Annotated in this window: 20 protein-coding genes; 14 read left to right on the top strand and 6 right to left on the bottom strand. The window is 63.3% G+C overall.

Annotated elements, in window-relative coordinates; genetic code table 11:
* Window positions 1–29 precede the first annotated feature (29 nt).
* The 5 genes from QWU44_RS04410 (at window position 30) to QWU44_RS04390 (ending at window position 5,620) form a co-directional block, all read left to right on the top strand.
* Window positions 30–2,720, top strand: coding sequence for a hypothetical protein (locus QWU44_RS04410; protein ID WP_370914507.1), 2,691 nt, complete (start codon window positions 30–32; stop codon window positions 2,718–2,720).
* Window positions 2,721–2,843: 123 nt separating this feature from the next.
* A complete protein-coding gene (locus QWU44_RS04405) occupies window positions 2,844–3,275 on the top strand; it encodes a YbjN domain-containing protein (RefSeq protein ID WP_370914506.1) in 432 nt (143 codons plus the stop codon).
* Window positions 3,275–3,745 (top strand): YbjN domain-containing protein, encoded by a 471-nt coding sequence (locus QWU44_RS04400; protein WP_370914505.1) that lies wholly within the window; start codon window positions 3,275–3,277, stop codon window positions 3,743–3,745. Before QWU44_RS04405 ends, QWU44_RS04400 begins: the two co-directional genes overlap by 1 nt.
* 373 nt (window positions 3,746–4,118) lie before the next feature.
* A complete protein-coding gene (locus QWU44_RS04395; protein ID WP_370914899.1) occupies window positions 4,119–4,688 on the top strand; it encodes a sigma-70 family RNA polymerase sigma factor in 570 nt (189 codons plus the stop codon).
* Window positions 4,685–5,620, top strand: a complete 936-nt coding sequence (locus QWU44_RS04390; protein WP_370914504.1) for a hypothetical protein — start codon at window positions 4,685–4,687, stop codon at window positions 5,618–5,620. Before QWU44_RS04395 ends, QWU44_RS04390 begins: the two co-directional genes overlap by 4 nt.
* Before the next feature lie 93 nt (window positions 5,621–5,713).
* Here QWU44_RS04390 and QWU44_RS04385 read toward each other — a convergent pair whose 3' ends face one another.
* Window positions 5,714–6,085 (bottom strand): DUF5319 domain-containing protein, encoded by a 372-nt coding sequence (locus QWU44_RS04385; RefSeq protein WP_370914503.1) that lies wholly within the window; start codon window positions 6,083–6,085, stop codon window positions 5,714–5,716.
* Window positions 6,086–6,323: 238 nt separating this feature from the next.
* On the opposite strand from QWU44_RS04385, the gene guaB reads away from it, so the two are divergent.
* From guaB to guaA, 3 genes are all read left to right on the top strand, one after another.
* A complete protein-coding gene (gene guaB / locus QWU44_RS04380; RefSeq protein ID WP_370914502.1) occupies window positions 6,324–7,850 on the top strand; it encodes an IMP dehydrogenase in 1,527 nt (508 codons plus the stop codon).
* A 67-nt stretch (window positions 7,851–7,917) separates the two neighbouring features.
* On the top strand, window positions 7,918–9,123 hold the full coding sequence (locus QWU44_RS04375) for a GuaB3 family IMP dehydrogenase-related protein (protein ID WP_370914501.1): 1,206 nt from the start codon (window positions 7,918–7,920) through the stop codon (window positions 9,121–9,123).
* Between the two features lie 78 nt (window positions 9,124–9,201).
* Window positions 9,202–10,788 (top strand): glutamine-hydrolyzing GMP synthase, encoded by a 1,587-nt coding sequence (guaA, locus tag QWU44_RS04370; RefSeq protein ID WP_370914500.1) that lies wholly within the window; start codon window positions 9,202–9,204, stop codon window positions 10,786–10,788.
* A gap of 79 nt (window positions 10,789–10,867) precedes the next feature.
* Here guaA and QWU44_RS04365 read toward each other — a convergent pair whose 3' ends face one another.
* Window positions 10,868–11,269, bottom strand: a complete 402-nt coding sequence (locus tag QWU44_RS04365) for an excalibur calcium-binding domain-containing protein (protein WP_370914499.1) — start codon at window positions 11,267–11,269, stop codon at window positions 10,868–10,870.
* A gap of 274 nt (window positions 11,270–11,543) precedes the next feature.
* On the opposite strand from QWU44_RS04365, the gene QWU44_RS04360 reads away from it, so the two are divergent.
* Window positions 11,544–13,808 (top strand): hypothetical protein, encoded by a 2,265-nt coding sequence (locus QWU44_RS04360; protein ID WP_370914498.1) that lies wholly within the window; start codon window positions 11,544–11,546, stop codon window positions 13,806–13,808.
* Window positions 13,809–13,816: 8 nt separating this feature from the next.
* Here the strand turns inward: QWU44_RS04360 and QWU44_RS04355 are convergent, their stop codons facing one another.
* Window positions 13,817–15,142, bottom strand: coding sequence for a PspC domain-containing protein (locus tag QWU44_RS04355; protein ID WP_370914497.1), 1,326 nt, complete (start codon window positions 15,140–15,142; stop codon window positions 13,817–13,819).
* 77 nt (window positions 15,143–15,219) lie between these two features.
* Between QWU44_RS04355 and QWU44_RS04350 the strand changes: the two genes are divergently transcribed.
* The 4 genes from QWU44_RS04350 (at window position 15,220) to QWU44_RS04335 (ending at window position 19,718) form a co-directional block, all read left to right on the top strand.
* Window positions 15,220–16,449, top strand: coding sequence for a PspC domain-containing protein (locus tag QWU44_RS04350; protein WP_370914496.1), 1,230 nt, complete (start codon window positions 15,220–15,222; stop codon window positions 16,447–16,449).
* 48 nt (window positions 16,450–16,497) lie between these two features.
* Window positions 16,498–17,193: a response regulator gene (locus QWU44_RS04345; protein ID WP_370914898.1), complete on the top strand. Its 696-nt coding sequence runs from the start codon at window positions 16,498–16,500 to the stop codon at window positions 17,191–17,193.
* Between the two features lie 87 nt (window positions 17,194–17,280).
* Complete coding sequence (locus tag QWU44_RS04340; protein ID WP_370914495.1) at window positions 17,281–18,099, top strand: hypothetical protein; 819 nt, start codon at window positions 17,281–17,283, stop codon at window positions 18,097–18,099.
* A 14-nt stretch (window positions 18,100–18,113) separates the two neighbouring features.
* Window positions 18,114–19,718, top strand: a complete 1,605-nt coding sequence (locus QWU44_RS04335) for a DNA polymerase Y family protein (RefSeq protein WP_370914494.1) — start codon at window positions 18,114–18,116, stop codon at window positions 19,716–19,718.
* Window positions 19,719–19,743: 25 nt separating this feature from the next.
* Here QWU44_RS04335 and QWU44_RS04330 read toward each other — a convergent pair whose 3' ends face one another.
* Window positions 19,744–20,427 (bottom strand): hypothetical protein, encoded by a 684-nt coding sequence (locus QWU44_RS04330; RefSeq protein WP_370914493.1) that lies wholly within the window; start codon window positions 20,425–20,427, stop codon window positions 19,744–19,746.
* A gap of 140 nt (window positions 20,428–20,567) precedes the next feature.
* Between QWU44_RS04330 and QWU44_RS04325 the strand changes: the two genes are divergently transcribed.
* Window positions 20,568–21,614, top strand: coding sequence for a sucrase ferredoxin (locus QWU44_RS04325; protein WP_370914492.1), 1,047 nt, complete (start codon window positions 20,568–20,570; stop codon window positions 21,612–21,614).
* Window positions 21,615–21,697: 83 nt separating this feature from the next.
* Here the strand turns inward: QWU44_RS04325 and QWU44_RS04320 are convergent, their stop codons facing one another.
* Together QWU44_RS04320 and QWU44_RS04315 are read right to left on the bottom strand one after the other, a co-directional pair.
* Complete coding sequence (locus QWU44_RS04320) at window positions 21,698–22,375, bottom strand: methionine ABC transporter permease (RefSeq protein ID WP_370914897.1); 678 nt, start codon at window positions 22,373–22,375, stop codon at window positions 21,698–21,700.
* Between the two features lie 2 nt (window positions 22,376–22,377).
* Window positions 22,378–23,421, bottom strand: a complete 1,044-nt coding sequence (locus tag QWU44_RS04315; RefSeq protein ID WP_370914491.1) for a methionine ABC transporter ATP-binding protein — start codon at window positions 23,419–23,421, stop codon at window positions 22,378–22,380.
* Window positions 23,422–23,473: the final 52 nt, after the last annotated feature.

Here is a 23,473-nt window from a genome sequence, read left to right as displayed (position 1 = left end):
CAACTACCCGACAATACAGGAGAAAACCCATGACTGACTCTGATAATCAGCATGATGAACTTCGCCTTCTCATGCACCGTGCCGACAGCACACCGTGGGGAAGTACCTGCAGTGAGCTCTGGGCGGAGGCAGCTCAACTTGCCGTCGACAGTGAGCGGCTTGAAGAAGCGCTGATTTGTCACGCCGAACTGTGTACGGCCTATTGCATGGACGGGCGGAACTACCGCTGTATCGCCCCGTTCTCCTACGTTGAGGAGATGCGGTCCCACCGCCCCGACCTGTTCAGCACCGAACTCCATCACAAGCACGCCTGGAATCTGAAGTACGTGTTGTCTGCGGTGGCGAACAACCCTGACGTACCCGTGGCACAGTACCGCTCTCTCCTGGATCTGATGGCGGAATACTACCGGGAACTGGGGGATCCGGGGCGTGCGGTCGCGATGCGGCGCCTGGGTTTCCTCCGGAACACCGGCGGGAGTGGAGTAGAAGATACCTACGCAGAGTGGCTGGACCTCCCTGACTCCGAACTCGCTGATTGTGTCGGCTGCAGCCCAGAACAGCGGGTCGAGTACCACGCCAGTCGTGGTGAGTGGGAGACCGCCCGGGAGATCGGCGAGGCTGCTCTCCCCGAGATGGAGAACAGTTGCTCGTCACAGCCCGAGGGGCTGTTGACCGAGATGCTTGAGCCGTGGCTGCGAACAGGGGCGGATGACCGCGCGTGGTCCGCTCACGTCCGTGGATATCGCCGTTACCGCAGAAACGCGAGTGATCTTGCGCAGCATTCTGACCACATTCGTTATCTGGCGCTTTCCGGTGCGGCTGGCCGCCCGGAACGATTGGAGCGGGCGGAGAGCATCCTGATCCGCCATCTTCCCTGGTGGGAACGCGCCGAGGACCACCGGGACCTGCTGAATCTCGCCGCCGCCGCCGTCGTACTCATTGACCGGTTGCCTGGTGCCACGGACCGCAGACTGGACGTCACGCTGGCGGGTGAGAACCTGCCGTGGGTGACCGGCATCGAGACACTCACTCGCCCGACCCTCTCCGAGGCGCGAGCCTGGTTCCTCACTCTCGCAACGTCGATCGCCGAACACTTCGACGCCCGCCCGGGCATGGAACACGCCGTGCACGTCGCGTCGCTGCAGAGGCTCATCAACCCGGAACCCGTCGCCCCACTGCCCGCACCGGCAGAGGGGGCTGTCGCCGATGTGTCCGGCATGTTCACCCCAGATGAAGCCGACTACAGGGTCGTTACCCCCACGGAGGCCACCGCCGGTCCCGCTGCGGACGTGGCACCCGGCCCGGATGGTGACGAGGATGGTGAGCCTCCCGTGGTCCCCATCGATATCACCGGCTGGTGGCGTGGCAACGATCTCGCGGAAGCCCTCGCCGCGAACGCCGCGGTGGGGAACGAGATCGAGACCGTCCACTGGCACCACGCGGTCCACCTGCTCCTCGACCATCCCGGGCTGCGCACCTCAGCGGAGGCCGCCGGTGTACCAGGGGAATTGGAGCATGCTTGGCGGCGTGCTGTCCAGGATGCCGAATGGTTCCTCGGTGTCGATCTCGACGCCGAGTCTGAGGAACTCCCGGGTACGACCGGGGACCCCGCGTACCGGTTGATCGAGGATGCAGCGGCTTCCCTCCGTTCGGGGCAGGTCATGGAGGCCTGCCAAGCCGCGGACACCGCGATGCGAACCGGGTCGGCTGAACCCGTCGGTGTCCGACTGGCGGCGTTGCAGTTCCTCGCGAGAGGTGCACATGACGCAGGCTACGTCGACGAAGGCATCGACTGTGCCCGGCAAATGCTCAATCTCTGCGCTGCCGCGGAACTGCCCGGACTGACGTTCATCGCCGCACAGACACTCGCGGAACTGCTGATCTCCGCACGTCGGTACCATGAGGCCGCGGAAGTTCTCGAGACCTCGCTGATGAAGATCTCTGAGTATCCCGGATCGCGTGCCGAACTGGATCTGCGGCATTCGCTGGTCCGGGTTTTCGCCAAACTGGAGTTCCACGACGAAGCGGGAGAGGAACTGCTCAAGATCGCTGCACACATGGTTCGTAGGAATGAACGGGAGCGGGAGCTCGGGGCACTGCAACAGGCGGCCGTCGCGTTCGACCATGCCCAGGAAACCCGCCGCGCGGTGTCGACCTGGCATCGGATCATCGAGGTGTCCCACTCCATGTGGCAGGACGCCGTTAACGGTCTCTCGGTGGGGGACAGTGTGGACGGGCAGATGCAGGAGCAGGTGGACAAATACCGAGAGGCATACGCTCTGGCGCTCTACAAGTGCTGTGCCACGGCGGTGAATCAGCCAGGATATGTCGGTGACGCCGACATGGCGGTGGTTGACGATCTTCTCGACACCCTGCGTGCCCTGGTCAACGATCCCGAACACCCTGGGCCGAAGACCCAGGCATGGCGGGAGGCTGATTGGTTGGTCGACAAAGCATACATGAATCTCTGTGCTATGCGGTTCCTCTCCGCAGTGGACTATGCGAATGCGGCGGCCACCGGGTTCGAGAGCCTGGAAGAACCCGCCGATCAGGCGAGGGCGCTGATGATCGCGTCTGACGCCCGGTTCTACGGGGGTGAACCGGAAGCTGCGGCAGAGATTGCCCGTGACGCTGTGCGGGTGCTGTCAGCGAGGCGTTTCATCGGGCACCCCGTGCGCCGTGCCGCCGAACACCGGATTCGGGAGGCTGGCACGGCCTGATTTTCCATCTTTCCGGACAATGCGACATCTAGATTTGCTGCGGCAAACTAGAGTGGACTCTGTATGAATGACCCCGGCTTTTCGATACAACGACCGGGAACCGCATGAAAGGAAATACCATACATGGCGTTACCCAAGGTTACCTTCACCCGGGTGGAGAATTTCCTGAAATCCGAGGAGCTCAATTTCGGCAGGGATGATGACAATGACATCGTCGTCGGTTTTGATGGACTCACCTTCTTCATTACCGTCCAGGAGGATCTCCTCCGCCTGTCCGGTTGGTGGCACGCACAACTGGGAAATGATGATGCGGTGGGACGGGCAGTTTCTGCAGCCAACTCGCTGAATCAGGATCTCGTGATGCCCAAGACCGTTGTCGCCGGAAGCGGCCCGAGCATCATTTTCGAGAATTCACTGAAAACCGCCACGGGGATGACAGACGAGCAGCTTGGTTCATTCATTGTCACGTCATTCCAGTCAAGTTTCATGGCGGCAGAGAGACTAGCTGCCGATCTGCCCGATCTCGCGCCCGTCGTCGAAGAGGAGAACAACTGATGGCATGGTTCAAGTCCAAGGGCGCGGTGGACGCGCCCACACCGGTCACCCCGGAACGCCTGGAAGCGGCCCTTTCGCGCCAGGAGATCACAGCGGATCGGGCGGATGATGGTGCTCCTCGCTTTTACTGTTTTATCAACGGTTTCCCTGTCGTGTTCGATGCCTCCTTCGATTTCTCGGTGGTGGTCAGTGCAGCTACGTTCGAGCGCCTGTCGGAGTCTCGGGAAGAAGAGGTTCTCGGCTGGGTCAAGTCCGTGAATGCCGACACCCACTTTGTTACCACCGTGCAGAATCGTGACGAGAACGGTGTTTTCGTGGCTGCTGATGGTGCCATATTCACGAGCCAGGGGCTCACCGATGAACAACTCGATGATCAGCTTGAACTCATGCTCGTCGGTGTATTGAGTACCATGAGCCGTTTCTACGAGGAGTTTGACATCACTCCCGAGGACCCCGGGAACGACAACTGATCCCGGTAACGGATTCCGTCATCCCCGGGTACAGGTCGGGTGGGACATTCCTGTGGATGGAACGGTGATCTGTGAGTATGCGTCCCTCCCCTGGATGGTTCACCCGACGGGATGTGATCGGGAGATGGCTGAATTGGGGACCCCGGTGGTGAACGACGCTGGTGGGGTGCGTAAAAAGTCTCATCTCATGCGTCTCGGGCGGTACCTGTTTTCCACCGATCTCCGGTAAGACTGGCTGCGTCGGGCCCCTTCGTCCGCTTCGTGAACTAGAATGACCAGACAGAAAACTCCGGTGGGGTTTCAGGCAGCTTCTTCCTCTGGTCCATTCGGGGTGGCTGGTGTCCAGATTTTCGATGAAGCAGGGGTCTACGGCGTGAATGATGCGGAGAGCGAACTGGCGGCACTCGTGCCGTTGGCGGCCGGTGGTGACCGGTCTGCTCTGCAGCGGATCATGGAGATTATTCACCCGATGGTCCTGCGCTACGCTCGCGCCCGGATCGGGGGTGGGCGTCATCCTGCGCCGGAGGACGTTGCCCAGGAGATCTGTCTGGCGGTGGCGACCTCGGTGGCGAACTATGTGGATCGGGGGCGTCCATTTATGGCGTTCGTCTATGGTATCGCCTCCAATAAAGTGGCGGACGCTCACCGGTCGTTGTCGAGGGATCTGTCGAATCCCACCGATGATGTTCCAGATTACGTGCGCGATGGGGATACTCCGGAAGACTATGCGCTGGTCAGCGATGGTAGTAACAGAGTGCGTGAACTTCTCGATTCATTGAGTGACAAGGCACGCGAAATTATCACCCTACGGGTGTTCGTGGGTTTGTCTGCGGAAGAAACCGCGCGAATTGTGGGGAGCACCCCAGGCGCAGTCAGAGTGGCCCAGCATAGGGCGCTTGCAGCACTGCGGAAGAAGCTGAATGAGCAGGAGCATCAGGCATGAGTGACCGCCGATCCGAGGGCGCAGGTGCGCATGGGGGACAGGGAAATGACCGGTTCCTCGTTGACGCCTACCTTGACGACCTCGCCCGGGGTATCGATCCTTCCGGAGGGGAGGACGCCCTCGCCGGGCTTTTGCTTGGCCTCAAAGCAGAGGTTGATGAACCGATGCCTCCAGCGCCGAGGCTCCCTGAGTGTGGGGTACCGGGGGCTGGACCTGTCACGACCCGATTCGCTCCCGTTACCGCTGCTCCCGTTCAGGAGAGCCCTGTTGTGGAGGGGGGCGCCCGAGTGATTGATCTTGAGGAGCGTCGGAGAATTGTGCCGGGTTTCGTCCACGGAATGATCGGCGCGGCTGCGGCGACCCTCGTTATCGCAGGTGGTGGAACGGCCATCTACAATGCGGAACCCGGTAGCGCACTGTGGGGGGTCAACGCCGCGATGTTCGGAGACCATGCCTCCGTCGTGGAACTCGCCAGTACTCTGGAAGAAGCCGACAACCGTAACGCGAACGGTGATGTCGCCGGAGCGCTCGAACTGCTGGAGCAGGCGAAACTCATGGCGAAGGAGATCAATGCACGCAACACTGACAAAATCGACGCGGACAAACGTCCTCCGGCTCCCCGCACCGTGACGGTCACTGTAACACCGGAACCGCAGCCCCCGGTGGAACCGGAGACGGTCACCATCACCACCACGGTCGGTACTCCTCCGCAGCTCCCGAGTAGTACTGTTCCACCGGTATCGTCGGTCATTCCGTCTCCGTCGGTGACCCCTCCGACGACATCACCGCTGCCGGTGCCTGATGACGTTGGTGAGGTCACCGAGACTTTCTCAGTTCCTGATGGTGACGGGGAGAACGCCGATAACGTCGGAGCTTCAGTGAATGAACGGGGAGGCTCCCGGCAAGCGCCCGGTGCGGGCGAAGATCGATGAGCTGATTTTTGGAGAAGGAAAAGCCCCGTACCTATTTCTAGGGTACGGGGCTTTTCCGTGCCCGTGTATCGGACGCGTGTGCGTGCGGAAGTACTACTTCGCGTCCATTCCGTCGAGGAAACCGAGGCAGTAGTCCCAGGGGACGTATGCGGCGGGATCAGGGCGTGCGGATGGTTCGTGTACCGGCGACAGCTCCCCGGCGAGCGTGGCGCGCATGTTGGCAGCCATGATGTCCCAGTCGTAGTAGTGCTGCTCGTCGCAGTCCTCGCACATGAAGAACACCCCGAGGACACCTCGGGGTTCCAGAGCCCGACGGAATTCACCGACGAGTTCCAGGTCCTCGCGGACGCGCTCACGGTCTTCGGCACTGAGTGGCGGCATCGGTTCATCCGCCTCAAGGAACGACGCGGGATCGTTCGGGTCACCCGCGAAGGGGTCCGGCGGCATCATCGAATCAAAGTTCACACAGGCCACACTAAGGGTGCAGCCGGTAAACGGCAACCAAAGACAGGTGAAATGACCCTGCGGCCGGTGACCCCCGTGACCGCCCCGCGCGCTACTGTTGTATGTTGTGACACCCTCCCGTCCGATGACGCCCCGGGGTCTCGTTCCTCGCTGCGGGGATTCCGGGGTTTCCGGGGCGGGTGGATGCGACGTGTCGATCCAGCTCCAGTTCCACCCTAGATAAAAAGGATGACCCACCTTGACTGACAATCACGTCTCCACCGGGGGCGACGACCCGAACAAGGTCGCACTCATCGGCCTCACTTTCGACGATGTTCTGCTGATCCCGGATTCCTCCGACGTGATCCCCAGTGAGGTGGATACGTCCTCACAGCTCACCCGGAATATCCGGCTGAATATTCCGTTGATTTCCGCTGCGATGGACACGGTGACGGAAGCGCGCATGGCCATCGCCATGGCGCGGCAGGGTGGCATGGGTGTTCTGCACCGCAACCTGTCCGTGGAGGACCAGGCTCAGCAGGTGGAGATGGTGAAGCGATCCGAGTCCGGTATGGTCACCGATCCGGTTACCTGCACCCCGCACATGACGATCGGTGAGGTGGATGCACTCTGCGCCCGTTACCGGATCTCTGGTCTGCCGGTGGTGGATGAGGCGCGGCGGCTCGTCGGTATCTGCACCAACCGGGACATGCGTTTTGAGCAGGATTACTCTCGGACGGTTGCCGAAGTGATGACGGCGATGCCGCTCGTCGTGGCGAAGGAGGGCGTGAGCAAAGAGGATGCTCTGCAACTCCTCAGTGCGAACAAGGTGGAGAAGCTCCCGATCGTCGATGATGAGGGGCGTCTGGTTGGACTGATCACCGTCAAGGACTTCGTCAAGACCGAGAAGTACCCGGATTCATCCAAGGATTCTTCTGGCCGGCTGCTCGTCGGTGCTGGTATCGGTACCGGTGAGGATTCATGGGGCCGTGCCGCCGCGCTCGTCGATGCGGGGGTCGATGTCCTTGTGGTGGACACCGCACACGCTCACAACCGGGGTGTTCTGGAGATGGTGTCCCGGGTGAAGAAGGAGTTCGGGCACAAGGTCGACGTGATCGGCGGCAACCTCGCCACCCGTGCTGCAGCGCAGGCCATGATCGATGCCGGTGCGGATGCCATCAAGGTCGGCATCGGCCCCGGTTCCATCTGTACCACCCGCGTCGTCGCGGGTGTCGGTGCGCCGCAGATCACCGCGATCATGGAGGCCGCAGTACCCGCCAAAGCGGCAGGTATTCCGATCATCGCGGATGGTGGCATGCAGTTCTCCGGTGACATCGCCAAGGCACTGGCAGCCGGCGCATCCACCGTGATGCTCGGTTCCCTGCTCGCCGGAACCGCTGAAGCACCGGGTGAGACGGTGGTCGTTAACGGGAAGCAGTACAAGATGTACCGCGGCATGGGTTCTCTCGGTGCGATGCAGGGGCGTGGCCTGAGCGGAGAGAAGCGGTCCTTCTCCAAGGACCGCTACTTCCAGGCGGACGTCAAGAGCGAGGAGAAGCTTGTCCCGGAGGGTATCGAGGGGCGTGTCCCGTTCCGTGGCTCCATCGATGCGATCACCCACCAGCTCGTCGGTGGTCTGCGCGCAGCCATGGGCTACACCGGTTCCGCTACCATTGAGGATCTGCAGCATGCGCGCTTCGTCCAGATTACGGCGGCTGGTCTGCGGGAATCCCACCCGCATGATATCCAGATGACCGTTGAGGCCCCGAACTACTACCAGCGCTGAAGCCACCGCTTCGCCCACCGGGAGTTGATTGCCCGGTGGGACCCAAAACATCCAAGGAGCATCACCCATGCGTGACATTGTCGAAATCGGAATCGGGCGCGAGGCCCGCCGCAGTTACGAGCTTGCGGACATCCAGATCATCCCCTCCCGTCGGACACGGTCCTCGAAGGACATCGACACCTCCTGGCACATCGACGCCTATACCTTCGATAACCCGTTCCTGTCTCACCCGACGGATGCGTTGGCCTCACCGGAGTTTATCGTGGAGATGGGGCGTCAGGGTGGTCTCGGAGTCATCAACGCCGAGGGACTGTGGGGGCGTCATACCGATCTCGATGCCGCAATCGCCAAGGTCGTGGAGGCCGGTCGCATGGAGTTGACGGAGATGTCCGATCCGCTGGGCTTCGGTTCCCCGAGCACCAGGGTCCTGCAGGAACTGCATGCTGCACCGATCGACGAGGAACTGCTCTCCGCGCGGATAGCCGAGGTACGCGCCTCCGGAGCTACCGTTGCCGTCCGGGTCACTCCGCAGCATGCTCGGGAACTCGCGCCCGTAGTCATCAAGGCGGGTGCTGAACTGCTGTTCATCCAGGGCACGATGATCTCCGCAGAGCACGTCGCAACGGGTGGTCAGCCACTCAATCTCAAGGAGTTCATCGGTTCACTGGACGTTCCCGTCATCGCTGGTGGGGTTGCGGACTATACGACCGCTCTGCATCTCATGCGCACTGGAGCTGCGGGGATCATCGTCGGGGGCGGGACGAACACCAACGACCTCGCGCTGGGCATCGGTTGCCCGATGGCCACAGCGATCGCGGACGCCGCTGCAGCCCGACGTGACTACCTTGACGAGACGGGCGGCCGCTACGTGCACATCATCGCCGATGGGGAACTCGATTCCTCCGGGTATGCGGTCACCGCAATTGCCTGCGGTGCCGACGGGGTTATGCTCGGCCGTGCACTCGCCCGGGCCCGCGAAGCCGCTGCGGGTGGCTACTTCTGGCCACACACGGCGGCACACCCACGGTTCCCCCGTGGCGCTGTCGAGCCCTCTTGGGCGCACATCGTCGAGTCAGCGGAAGAGTCCGGTGACAACCTCGACCAGATGGCGCGGCAGCCCTCCCTGGAGACGGTGCTGCACGGCCCGTCCACCGACCCCAATGGTTTGCTCAACTACGTCGGCGGGTTGCGCCGGGCGATGGCCAAGTGCGGGTACACGGACCTGAAGAGCTTCCAGAAGGTTCAGTTGTCCGTCCGTTCCACCGTTTTCTGATCACCGACGTTCTATCCATTGGTGCGGCGCAGTACCGGAGAAGCAGAGCGCGGCTCTGGGTGCGGTAAAGTACGTCCCGTGACTGACTCAAAGCAAGCTACCGCAACGAATCACCGCCCGGTGCTCGTCGTCGACTTCGGCGCCCAGTACGCGCAGTTGATCGCACGCCGGGTGCGTGAGGCTCGGATCTACTCCGAGGTTGTCCCGCATACCGCCACGGTCGAGGAGATCAAGGCAAAGAACCCGGCCGCGCTGGTACTCTCCGGCGGCCCGGCGTCGGTCTATGCGGATGGTGCGCCGGAGCTACGCGCTGAGCTGCTCGATCTGGGTGTCCCGGTGTTCGGCATCTGTTACGGATTCCAGGCCATGACCCACGCCCTCGGGGGCACCGTTGCTAACACGGGTGACCGTGAATACGGCCGCACCGACCTGAGCATCAGCGGCGGTACCCTGCACAAGGGGCTTGAGGCGACGCACAAGGTGTGGATGAGCCATGGTGACGCCGTGCACGCCGCACCGGAGGGATTCACCGTTACCGCCACCTCTGCGGGTGCCCCGGTTGCGGCCTTCGAGTGCCCCGAACGCTCGATGGCTGGGGTCCAATATCACCCGGAAGTCTTGCATTCCCCGCACGGCCAGGAGGTGCTCACCCGCTTCCTCACGGAGATCGCAGGGCTCGAACAGAACTGGACCGCCGTGAACATTGCCGACGAGCTCGTCGAGTCGATTCGTGCGCAGATCGGCCCGGAGGGGCGTGCTATCTGTGGTTTGTCCGGCGGCGTTGATTCCGCCGTGGCCGCAGCGCTAGTGCAGCGTGCCATCGGTGACCGGCTGACGTGTGTGTTCGTCGATCACGGTCTGCTGCGGGCGGGGGAACGGGAGCAGGTTGAGCGGGACTTTGTTGCAGCGACCGGAGCGACACTTGTCACCGCCCACGAACAGGACGCTTTCCTGTCGAAGCTGGCCGGTGTGACTGACCCCGAGGCCAAGCGCAAGGCCATCGGTGCGGAGTTCATCCGCTCCTTTGAGCGTGCCGTCACTGGTGTACTCGAGTCTGCACCAGAGGGATCGTCGGTGGACTTTCTGGTGCAGGGCACCCTTTACCCGGACGTCGTTGAGTCCGGTGGTGGATCCGGTACCGCGAACATCAAGAGCCACCACAACGTCGGTGGTCTACCCGACGACGTCGAGTTCGAGCTCGTTGAGCCGCTCCGACTGCTGTTCAAGGATGAGGTCCGTGCCGTGGGCCGGGAACTGGGGCTGCCACAGGAGATCGTGGGACGTCAGCCGTTCCCGGGACCGGGTCTGGGCATCCGCATCATCGGTGAGGTCACAGCCGAGAGATTGGAAACGCTGCGTGCCGCTGACCTGATCGCCCGCACTGAGCTCACTGCAGCAGGTCTGGATGAGGAGATCTGGCAGTGCCCCGTGGTGCTGCTCGCGGACGTCCGTTCCGTCGGAGTCCAGGGGGATGGTCGCACCTACGGGCACCCGGTCGTGCTGCGCCCCGTGTCCTCCGAGGATGCGATGACCGCTGACTGGACCCGAATTCCCTATGACGTGCTGGAACGTATCTCTACCCGTATTACCAACGAGGTCGCCGACGTCAACCGTGTCGTTCTCGACTGCACCTCGAAGCCCCCGGGAACGATCGAGTGGGAGTAGGCTCCGGCCTGCCCCCCTGACAGAGAGGGCCCCATGCGTAGCGTGGGGCCCTCTCCCGTGTGTTGCCTGCAGTGGAAGATTATTCGCAGGCGATGCCATCCCCGTCACGATCGAGTTTGCGGCTGTACCCCGGGTTGCCCGCGTAGAGTGGTGCGGCACCGGCGGCGCGAGCCTCGCCGCAGTTCGCGAAATAGGTGGCTGCGGGTGCCGGTGCAGTGGCCGGCACTGGTGTGGGGGCCGGTGCTGGTGCGATGAAGCCTTGCATCTGATTGTTGCTTTCCTCCACGGGTGCTGGGGCGGGAGGCTCTTCTGAATTCGTCGTTTCCGTTGTCGTCGTTGTTGTTATCGAGTCGGTTGTGCGCTCTGTGGTGGTTTTGCTGGATGTTGTGGTGATCTCTTTGTCGCTTCGGGTGGACTCATCGGAGTCGCAGGCGGTGAGCATGCTGATCGCCATGATGGCGCCGAGAACGGCGGACGTCATTTTTGCGGTGTGTGTGCGGGTGGGCACAGTTTTCCTCTTTTCGGGTCGGCGCATCGGAGTGACAGGAGGGAACGGTGAGAGCGTCAGCTCTCTACCGTAGGGGACGGGGAGACCGAGTTTTTGTTTTTTCCTGGAAAGGGGAGTAACTCGGGGGTATCTTCTCCGTAGCCGCGGGATGATCGGGATAGATTCTTGGACGTCGGGCATGGGTTACTATGGAGAAAAAGCCACCGTTCGAGGTGGTCAGCTCTGATCCCGGGCGCCGGATTGGTGTATGCCTGGGCCGATACCCGTCGAAGAAGAGGTGGCAGTCAGCGTGGACAGAAACCCCGCACGTATCGTCCTCCCCGGTGTGATCAGTGCTCTGATCGCGGTCGTCGTGATGATCTTCATGCTCCTGGTGGTCGAAGGTGGCTCGATCGCCACCGCGATGCGGCTGGGGTATTCCGGGCCGACGCTCCAGGCGACGGCAACAGGTACCGGCGACCTCGATCCGGAGGAGCAGGTGGAGCTGCAGCGCGAGATCGCCGACCTGGCGGATTCCCGTGGGGTGTCGGTGTTGGCATCTCGTAGTGATGGTTCGGGGGTGTTCGCGGTGCATGACCCGGACGGTCGTTTCCACGTCGAGGGGGCGGGTGAGCTGGATGCTGCGCTTGGGAAGGATCGCACCCTGGTCTCCACCGCACTACCGGAGAACTTGAAGGATGCGCCGTTCAACTCGGAGCTGTCGGGTGTGTGGTTCATTTATGTGGCGGTGTTCAACGGACTGCAGGACGATCCGATCGCGGGAACATTCCCCGCCGGTGCCCTGGTGGGCAAGACCCCGGTCGTGGCGCTGCAGGGCTTCGAGGTCCCGGGCCCCCGGGACACGTGGCTGTTCGCCGGTGACGGGGCACCCGAGCTCGCAGGCACCGTCGGGGATGTTCTCCGGTCCGCCGGTCTCGACGACGTGGAGACCACCGTGGCGCTGCCCCGTTCCGGCAGTGACTTCGCCGGTTCCACGTTCGGGAAGTTCAGTGTCGCGACGATGCTGCTCCTGCTTGCCGTGGGTGTCGCTCTCAGCGTGAGCCAGCTACGTCGTGTCGACGGCCGGGCAGGGCTGATCCGGTTCGCTTCCGTGCTCGCCGCGGGTGCCGGGGCCGGGGTGCTCGCGGTGTGGCTGGTGTACCTCGTCAGGCTCAGTGCGACGACACTCGTCGGTTTCGGCACGGTGTTCACCGTCGGGCTGCTGTCTCTGCTGTTGTGTGCCGTGATTTGGGCGGTGATCATCGGGGCCGTCCTGATCATCCCCGCGAAGATCTCCCTCGGCGACCTCGGGAAGGGGAGAGCTGTGGTGGACCGGAGGCGTGGTCTGCCCGGGGACCTGGCGTCTGTTCCGGGATGGGCGGTGCTCTGTGTCGTCGGTGGTCTCGTCCTCGGTATGGCGCTCACCTTCGCGACCGCCCGCAGTGGCGGGGAGATGAGGGAGCTGGGGGTCGTAGCGAATGAACCGGACCGGCCCGTCAGCGTGCTGCGGACATCCGACGTGGATCCCGAATTCCAGGCCCAGATGGAGGAGATTTCGAAGGCGTTCGAGGTACGCCCCGATCTACGGGTGCTCGCCGGGGAGATGGAGGAGGATCCGCGGCTCACCGCACAGATCCCCGTCGCCGACGACAGAGTCCTGCTCATCGTCGGGCAGCCGGAGGCGATCCCGGCCACCGGCCAGCTCCGCCAGGGGGTCGCCGTGGTGTGGGGGGACACGGAGGCCATCACCGATTCCGGTGTCACCGACGGCCTCACCGTCATCCGGGAGGGGAACGATCCCGCGGCGGTGTCAATGCTGGACGGCACCGGTGCACCGAACCGTCCGGACAACCGGCCCATCGTGGCCCTCACCCCGCGAGACTTCGAGCGTCTCGACCCCGACCTGCTCCCGGGGACACGTGAACTCGCCGAATCCGTCACGTGCCTCTGCGCCCCGGAGGAACTCGACCGGGTGGCGTCTCCGCTCACGGCCCTGGCAGGCGGCGGGCTATCGGACAGCTATATCTATCCCATCGCGCGTGACGGCGTGTACACCGATGTCCAGCGGTCCTCGGCCACGGCGGCCCTGCTGACCGCGCTGCTGTTCGCGGTGGCCCTCTCCGTGTTCTACCTGCTGACACTCACCGCCGGTGCCCGGATGTGGGAACGCCGTCGTGCCGACTACGCGGCGGACCGGGACGCGGGGGTCAGTGGTTTCGTGCTGCACCTGCGTCGTCAGTTGTTCACCGCCGTGCTCATCACGGTTCCCGTCGCCGCTGGTTTCATGGTGGCCTACCGGCAGATCGCGGGCGGTGATCCTGCCCCCACGTTGTACGGTGCGCAGCTCGCGGGAGTGTGGGTCGCTGTGTTCGTCGCGCATCTGCTGGTCGGTCTCCCGGGGTTCGTCCGGGTCAGAGAGCTGCTCCGTATGGAGGGCGGTGACTCGGAAACCGGCCACGACGGCCGAGACCGTGGTAGCCGGTTCGACGGTCTGCGGGAGCGGTTCCGGGCCGTTCTCCGTGGACGGGAGTGACCCGCCGGTTATTTGGTGTGGACCACGACCGTGCCGATTCCGTTGCTGATGTCGAGGGTGAGTCGTTCGCCCTCGGCACCGGGGTTGTAGTCACCCGGGGTGCACACCAACTTGCCGACCCCGTTCGAGCAGGTCACGGTGACTGGCACATCGGTCGGCAACCACACGGTGGTCTTTCCTACCCCGTTGGACACCTCCACCTTCCGGCTTTCGGCCAGGGGTTGCAGTCCGCGCAGGTCCAGTTCGGTTTTCCCGACGCCGTTGTCCACGTCAGCGGGGAGAGTAGCCCCGGACGTTGGGGCGATGCGGGTCGATCCGGTGTCACCTCCGACCTTGAAGTTGATCCTGGGGGTATTGCCGACTGTGATGGTCAGGGCCACGAGGGCGCCGATTCCCAGGATCAGTGCGGATTTTCGTAGACCTCCTCGGGAGAGGAGCCCCACGCCGATCCCGGTTCCCCCGATGAGTGCCCCGAGACAGGACGTCCAGGCCAGAGTAGGAATGGCAAGAGCGAAGAATGCCGTGCCGACGCTGAGCGAGATCAGCCCGATCCCGCCCGCAGCCCCGATCATGAGGGCGATGATCCCGCCTGCGGTGAGCCACCGGCTCCTGGTGGGTGGCGGTGTCGGGACGGGACCCGGCTCCGGGAGGTTCCACAGCTCGGGTACCGTGCCCAGCGGATCCCAATCGGGCGGCACCGGCTGTGCGTCCGGAATGTCGTAGCCCTTGGCAGGCTTCAGGTGCACGAGACCGGGGTTCGGCGAGACCTTTATCCGACTGTCTCCGGAGTCCGGTGACGGGTTTCCGGTGGCAGGGCCTGCTTCGGTGTCGGAGGTTTCGGGGGAAGTGACGAGCAGCCCCTCCGGGGGGACCGGTTGACGGCTGTGCAGCAGCCACCATATGGCGAAACCGATGAGCGTCGTGAGCAGAGTCGACGAGGACAACAGGTCGGAGGAACTGGCAGGCCAGGCGATCAGTAGCATCACGATGATCAGCGTGTAACCGAGTGAACGTTCGCTCTTCAAACGGGGATCGGAACTCGCTCGGACGATCGCCTCGACCGGGGACACCGGGACGGACCAGCGCGGCATGATGAGCCATGCCAGGAGATAGAGCAGCACTCCACCACCGCACAGGGCGGCGACGACGAAGGCGATACGAATGAGCGTGGGATCGACGTTGAAACGGGTACCGATTCCCTCGCAGACGCCGGCTATCTTTGCGTTTCCACCCTGGTCGGAGGGAATACGGGGCGGGCGTGTCGTCCACATGTCGCGCAGGGTGTCGCTGAGGTCACGGGAATCGGGGGCCGTGGGGGGAGGTGTGCTGTCCATGTCTTCATTTTGATCCCCGGCCCGGTGGCGGCACATCGGGGACCACCCTGAAAAACAGGAAATCAGGGTGGTCCCCGATGCCCTCTGACGGGGCCGGTGCGATCATTGACATCATGGCGACGCCCCCTGCTCCGGCCCAGACACGACCACGGCCTTATCCCCGTTTCACCCGGGTCCGTCAGGGGCGCGTCATTGGGGGAGTTGCGACAGGGCTGTCCCGGCATTTCGGGGTCGATGTTCGGATCGTGCGGTTGCTGCTCGCCCTCAGTTGCCTGCTCAGCGGTGCGGGTGTGCTCTGCTACGCGTTGATCTGGGTGCTGTTCAGTCAGACGGACGGAGAGCCTGTCCCGGGGTCGCCGGAGACATCACGGACGGATCATCTTCTGGTCGTGCTCGCCATTATCGGTGCGCTGGTGGCCTTCGCGCTTGTCACCGGTTCGACGGCGGTGAGATGGTGGCCGCTTCTGATCATTGGTCTCGGAGCCGTCATTGTCTGGCGCACCTATGACCGCGGCATGGATTTCTCGGAGCTGCGTGGTGGAGTACCCACGCTCCTGGCTGGCGGGACGCTCGTGCTCACCGGCATCATTCTCGTTCTGGTGAACTGGGAGAATCGGCAGGCCTTCGGGACGACTCTCATGGCGGTTCTGCTCACTCTCGCGGGAGTCGCGGTTCTCGGGGTGCCGTTGTGGTTGAAGATGTGGGAGGAACTCACCCGGGAACGTGCGGAACGTCTCGCGGCTGCCGAGCGTGCCGAGATCGCCTCCCGGCTGCATGACTCGGTCCTGCAGACACTTGCGCTGATCCAGAAACGCGCCGGGGAGGACACTGAGATCGCCGGACTCGCCCGCAGTCAGGAACGTGAACTCCGGCAGTGGTTGTTCGGACAGCAGGAGAACGCCGCGGCAGGTGCCGCCGCCACCGTGTTCGCCGCGCTGGAACTCGCGTGCGGGGAGGTGGAGGACACCTACTCCGTCCGGATCGCACCGGTCACCGTCGGCGCGGACAGCCCTCTCGCCGAGACCACCCGCGCGGTCATCCTCGCTGCCAGGGAGGCCATGGTCAACGCTGCCCGACATTCCGGGGTAAGGGAGATCGATGTCTACGCCGAGAACCTCGCGGGGGAGCTGTCCGTCTACGTTCGGGATCGCGGATGCGGATTCGACCCGGCGAAGGTCCCGGACGGACACCATGGGTTGGCGGAATCGGTGCGGGGTCGGGTCACCCGCGCAGGTGGCACCGTGCAGATCAGATCCGCCCCCGGGGACGGGACCGAGGTCATCCTCCGCGTACCTGTAGACGGGTAATCTCGGGGGTGGGCAGATGCGGCAGGTGAGGTGAATGGAGCGGGCATGATCACGGTGTTTCTGGTGGACGATCACTCGGTGTTCCGCGCTGGGGTGCGGGCGGAGCTGGCTGGGGTGGTGGACATCGTCGGGGAGGCGGGCACCGTGGCCGAGGCCGTCGAAGAGATCATCTCGACGAGTCCTGACGTCGTTCTCCTTGATGTCCATATGCCGGATGGTGGTGGATGCGCTGTGATCCGGGAGGTCAGACGCCGGTGTCCGGACACGGTATTCCTTGCGTTATCCGTATCTGATGCCGCCGAGGACGTGATCGCCGTGATCCGTGAGGGTGCCCGGGGTTACGTGACCAAGACGATTTCCGGGGAGGAACTCGCGGACGCGGTGCGTCGGGTTAGGGACGGAGATGCGGTGTTCTCCCCGAGACTCGCCGGATTCGTCCTCGACGCCTTCTGTGCACCGGACGCCGGAGCCGGTGTCGGCGTGGTGGATGCCCCCGAGGCGGACGAGGCGGTCGAGAAGCAGCGGGGTGCGCCGTCGTCGGATCCGCTCGTCGATGCGCTCACCCGCCGGGAACTTGAGGTTCTGCGGTTGCTCGCCCGCGGCTACACCTACCGGGAGATCGGTGCGGAACTGTTCATCTCGATCAAGACGGTGGAGACCCACGCCTCGAATATCCTGCGCAAGACCCAGCAGTCCAACCGGCACGCACTCACCCGGTGGGCGCACTCCCGTCAACTGGATTGACCGAACTCTGATCTGGTTTATCTGCAGCGAATCAGGGCTCCACGGGTGGAGCTTGAAATCGGCCGCATGTTCCAGTTGACTGGCCGTATGAATGGCACATATGTTCGAGGGCCGGGCGGTGTGTCGCAGGTTCCCGATCTGACCGGGCTGAACCGTCAGGAGCGCATCCGTGCCCTGAAATCGACTCTGCTGGCGATGGATGGCACCGTGGGACGGGCACGCCCGGTGTCGCCGTATCGTGCCGCGATGATGACAGCGATTGAGCAGGGGGCGGTGATCGCGGTACCTGATGGACTATCCGGATTTCTGCCGGGCGGGGGCCTTCCACGGCAGGCGGTCACCACAGTGGGGGACTGTCCGGCACTCGTGGTGGAAATCCTCGCTGCCGCGACTCGTGCGGGGGCCACGGTTGCGGTCGTCGGCTGGCCGGACCTGATTCTCACCGGTGTGGTTGATGCTGGTGGTGATCTTGATCGGGTCGTGGTCATACCTGACCCGGGGGACAGGCCACTCGTCGTTACCGGAATGCTCGTAGAGGGGATGGATCTCGTCGTGCACTATTCCCGGGAGCCGATGAGGATCGGTGCGGGAGGATCGAGAATCCTGCTGTCCAAGGTACGTCGTGGAGCTGCCGCGCTGGTCACCGTAGGTTTTCAGCTCTCTTCCTCGAGGCTTTGTATCTCTGCTGATGTGGTCGCCTATCACGGTATCGAGGCAGGTGGTGGGCGGATTCGGGCAGTGGACCTTGACGTCTGTATCTCCGCTGGGGGTGCTTCGGTGCGCCGTACCCGACTCCGGATCGGGCGGATTCCTTCGGTTGCGAACACGGTCGCCGGGGAGATTCTGCGGGTGGATGATCTCCCCCTGGAATCATCGGGATTGCGTCGGACGGTGCGGGTGGGATGAACTGGGACAGAGTCATGGCTCTATGGTTCCCCGACTGGCCCGTCCATGCGGCACTTCTCTCTGGCACGACTCCGGTATCTGGCAGTGACAGTGCGGTGGTGGTCGCAGGTTCGGGCACATCCTGTGGAAAGGTGAAGGTGTGTGGACCACAGGCCCGGGCTGTCGGGATCAGACGTGGGATGCGGTTACGTCAGGCGCGGGCCGTGTGTCCCGGGCTCACCGTGTTCGAGGACTGTCCTGACCGTGATGCACGTATCTTCGAGCCTTTCGTCGCTAGTGTCTCGGGTATCGCGGCCACCGTCGAGGTGCTCCGCCCCGGACTTATCATCGTCGATGCCGCTGCCGCGGGGCGCTATCACGGTGGTGAGGACGCGGTCGCGCAACAGCTCATCGATTCCGTGGGGATCGCGGGTGTGGACTGTCTCGTGGGAATCGCAGACGAGATTCCCACCGCGCTCATCGCCGCCCGAGTGGGCGCGGTCGTGCCAGCCGGGGGATCGCGGGTGTTTCTCGCTCCGAGGCCCATCCGGTTAGCTGCGGCGGAGGAAACCCTCGGCTGTGATCCAGACGTGGTCACCGTTCTTGCGGAACTGGGGGTGTCGACGTTCGGGGAGCTCGCTGCTCTTCCCGCGACAGCGGTGACCACCCGATTCGGTGTTCCGGGTGAGAAACTCCACCGTTTGGCGTGTGCGGAGAGTGACCGTACTGTTCTGGTACGGCAACCGACCGCACCACTCCAGGTGGCTCACCGTCCTGATTCTCCCGTGGGAAGAATCGATGAGGCGGCATTTCTGGCGCGTTCTCTGGCTACCCGACTACACGGGAAACTGGTATCTGCGGGATTGTGCTGTCAGCGATTGAAGGTCCGGGCCACGATTCTCGTCGGAGGAGAGGAAAGCGTCCTCGAACGGATCTGGCATACCCGGGAACCATTGACGGAACAGGCCACCGCGGAGCGGGTGCGGTGGCAGCTTGACGGTTGGCTCACCGCTCAACTCGCGGCGGGTGATGGTACCGAGGACACCGTGGATTCCGGCATCGTGGAGCTTGTTCTGGAACCCATCGAGGTCATGCTTCCGGAAGATGAGGGTTTGTGGGCTGCGCGGGGCTCGGATGATGGTGGTGCCCGGAGGGTGATCACCCGGGTGCAGTCGATACTTGGAATGGAGGCTGTGCTCCGGCCACAACTCACCGGAGGGCGGAGTCCAGTCGAACGTATCAGGTACGTGCCGGTCGGAGAGGATCGTTCTGTGACAAAGGATCCGCGGGGGCGATGGCCGGGAATGCTGCCGGGGCCGCATCCCGCGCGTCGTGGCGGTGGTCCGCCGAACCCAGACTCAGGTATCCGTCTCGTGGATGCTGGTGGGAAAGGCGTGCGGGTGACGGCGGAGGCGTTACTCGACCGGATCCCGTGCACCGCATACGTGGGTGCGACCCGTTACCGGATCACCGGGTGGGCGGGACCGTGGCCCGTTGATGAATTGTGGTGGGAGCCGGAGTCCGCCCACCGGTGTGCGAGGATGCAGATCATCGCGGAGGCTGTCTCCGGTTGTGATGACCGGGCGTGGCTTGTCGTGTGGGGGTCGGGAAGCTGGCGGATCGAGGCGAGTTACCGTTGATCCCTTCAGCTCTGTTGCAGGTGGATCAGCCCTGGAGAATATCGATGACGAGGCGGGTCGGGTTTGTCAGTACCTGTGCGGAGTAGGGTCGTTTGCCACCGTTGACGCCGATGACGAATTGGGTGCGTCCCTCGAAGGCGCCTGCGGAACTGACACCCGCGACGATGGGGCCGGGGCCTGTGACCTCGCCGAGTTGCGGTTCCTCCATGTCGAGCGCGAAGGCGTAGGTCGTGCCGTCGATGTTCACCTCAAGGGCTGTGTCTCCGAGGAATTCGATCGGGAAACCACTGCCCTGCTGGGTGGGGCGATCGGTGTAGTTGATGAACCAGCCGGGCGATCCGTTTCCGGCGAAGTCGAAGACGACGCGGTCGAAGCCCTCATGCGTGCCGAGCCGCACGCCGGTGACCACGAGCTGCGCTGCGGGCTCCGGACGGAGTGTTTTCATCGTGATGTCTGCGTCGCCCAGGGGGGTCAGACCTGCATCGGCACGAGGGGTTCCGGTCGCGTTCGTTGATTCCCGGCTCTCCGGCGTAGATGTCTCTGTCACCGTGGAGGTCACGGTGCCGTTCGAGGTGAGGGTCTTCAGCTCGGGAGTGTTCTCGGGTCCGGTGCCGCAGGAGGTCAGCGTGAATGCCGTGATCGCCACGAGCGCCGTGAAAGCGCGCCGCGGCAGGCACCGTGGCGTTGTGGTCAGTGGCGTGGTAATCATGTGTCCACGGTAACTGTGTGGGGGCCGTGACGGAACTGAATAGGACGTTCAGCAGCGGATCGTGAGGGAATCGTTGTAAAACCACGGTCTGGGCGAAACGTCTGCGGGTGATGCTTTTCGGGTGGGGTTATTCTGGGCGTATGAGTTCCGAGCCTGAATCTGGCCGTACACCACGGTGTTCTGATGCCCGCGGTGAACCGCTGCCCGGAACCGCGAAGAAAGGGAGGATTTATCTCATTGTCGAGCATCCACACGGCTGGGGCCGTGACGTGCTTGATGGTGAGGCACTGGGAAAGGATCTCGCGGACCGGATCTCCGCGAAGATGAAGAAAGCGGGCGCTGCATTCCACCTCATCCGCAGGCCCGGAAGGGGCCGGGGCACGACAGATTCCCGCCGTGCCTACCTGGCTTTCACCTCAGGTCCTGACCCGGACGCACCTCCACCGAGTGTGGAGGCCTTTGATCTTCCCGGTGGTGTCACCGACATCTTTGACATTGATCTCTCCGGACCCGGGCGAAACACCGGGCTGGGTGCCCGGACTGTCACACATCCGTTGGTTCTGGTGTGCACCCACGGTAAACGGGATGTGTGTTGTGCGGTGAAAGGACGCCCCATGGCCAGTGCAATGCGGGCGGCAGCCTCGTCCGCGGAGGGACTCGTCCGACGTCTCTCAGAGGCTGCCTGCGGTATCGGCGGAGTAACGGCTGAACCCACCGTGGACACTGAGACTGCGGCTGACACCGTGTGGGAGTCCTCGCACACCGGGGGGCACAGGTTCGCGCCATCGATGATCCTGCTGCCCTGGGGCTACTCCTATGGTCGGATGAGCACAGATCAAGGGATGGCTATGCTGGGTACTCTCGCCCGTGGTGAGCTGCCGTTACCGGGGCTGCGGGGGCGGGGCTGCGTGGATGGTCCAGGTCAGGCTGCAGAGGTTGCTGTCGCCGTGGAATTGTCCTCTGCTGGGTGTCCGGCTGCTCCGGGGGAGCTGGTGATCACGGATCCGGGCGCTGGGAACGTCGAATCCGTGGTGCGTATGGTCACCCGTGCTCGAACCGGTGAACAGTGGTTGGTTCACCTGGAACACCGTTCGCTGGGGGAGGTGTTGAAATCCTGCGGTAAGCCCCCGGCGGCAGCCGATGCGTGGGAGGTTACCGCGATCAGTGGCGTTCGGAATGTGAGGTGACTGGGGTGGAGTGATCCGTGGGGAAGAAAAAAAGGGGGCCGACGTGGTCATCATCCCACGTACGGCCCCTCATTGCTGACGGATCAGCGGCGCATGACTTTCTTGGACAGCCAGTTGCCCAGGAGCTGGGCGATCTGCACGATGATGATGATCGCCAGTGTCGCCACCAAGGTGACAGACCAGTTGAAGGACTGGTAGCCGTAGGTGATGGCGAAGTCACCGAGCCCGCCGCCGCCGATGATGCCGGCCATCGCGGACATGTCGACCACGGCGATGAACAGGAACGTGTAGCCCAGGATCAGTGGGCCGAGTGCTTCGGGGATGATCACTGATGTGATGATCTTCAGGGGAGAAGCACCCATTGCCCGTGCGGCCTCGACGACACCGGGGTCGATGGACACCAGGTTCTGCTCGACGATGCGAGCCACGCCGAAGGTTGCTGCGATGGACATCACGAACATGACCGCATTCGTGCCCACGGTTGTACCGATGACCTTGAGCGTCAGTGGGCCGATTGCGGCGATGAGGATGATGAAAGGGATCGGGCGGACGAAATTCACCAGCAGGTTGAGTATGGTGTAGACGAATTTGTTACGCAGTACTCCCTGATCACGGGTGCTGTAGAGCAGGACACCGATGATCAGTCCGAAGAATCCGCCGACGACCATGGTCACGATAACCATCAGCAGTGTGTCACCGATCGCATCGATGAATGTGCCGCCGAAACGGTTCCAGTCGAAGTCCAGTGCATGGGTGGTGATGGTCATCGGAGGATCTCCTCGATGTCGGTGGTACGGTCCAGGGAGGCCCGGAACTCCTCGATGGGGGCGTCATCGCCGGTGAGCCGGACGGTGATCTTCCCGAAGGAGTGCTGTTCCAGGGTTGTGATACCGCCGTGGACGATGTTGATGGACACACCTGCCGAGCGGGCGGACGCGGCGGCGGTGAAGAACCCGGAGTTCTCGGTGAGATTGATGGTGAACAGGCGTCCCTCACCGGCGAGGAGATCATCGGCTTCGACGTTATCTGGTGTGTTGCGTAGCGTTGTGGCCACGAATTTCTTCGCGACCTCCGTCTTCGGGGCGGAGAACACCTCGTAGACGCTGCCCCATTCGACGACTTTGCCGTTCTCCATCACCGCGACCTTGTTCGCGATCTTGCGTACCACGTCCATTTCGTGGGTGATCACCACGATCGTGATGCCAAGTTCCTGGTTGACCTTGTGCAGCAGATCAAGTACGTCGTGGGTGGTTTCGGGATCCAGCGCGCTGGTGGCCTCATCCGCGAGTAACAGTGACGGGTTGGTTGCCAGAGCACGGGCGATACCGACGCGCTGCTTCTGCCCACCGGACAACTGTTCGGGATAGTTGTCGCCTTTGTCACTCAGGCCGACGAATTCGAGGAGCTCCTGTACCCGGCGCTTACGTTCCGAGGCACCCACCCCGGCGAGCCTCAGCGGATAGGCGATGTTTCCGGCTGCGGTGCGGGAGTTGAACAGGTTGAACTGCTGGAAGATCATGCCAATCTGACGACGCAACTGGCGTAGCTTCTTTTCTGGCATCCCGACGACATCGACGCCGTCGAGGAGCAGTTCCCCGGAGGTCGGGGTATCCAGTCCGTTGATCATCCGGACCAGTGTTGATTTACCGGCGCCGGAGTACCCGATGATGCCGATGATCTCACCCGGTTCAACGGTGAGGGAGACATTGTCGAGGGCGGTCATCGAGGTTTTGTTGTTGGTGAACACCTTGGTGATGTTCCGGAATTCGACCCTGGTTCCCGGCTGTGAGGTGTCGGTGTCTGCCACGGTGTGTGCTCGATTCTGTGGGGAGGAGCAGGTTTGTTGTTGGGGATGCCGC

The organism is Corynebacterium sp. CCM 9203 (assembly GCF_041357675.1).
In the GTDB taxonomy this organism is placed as follows: domain Bacteria; phylum Actinomycetota; class Actinomycetes; order Mycobacteriales; family Mycobacteriaceae; genus Corynebacterium.
This window is presented reverse-complemented; position numbering and strand designations above follow the sequence as displayed.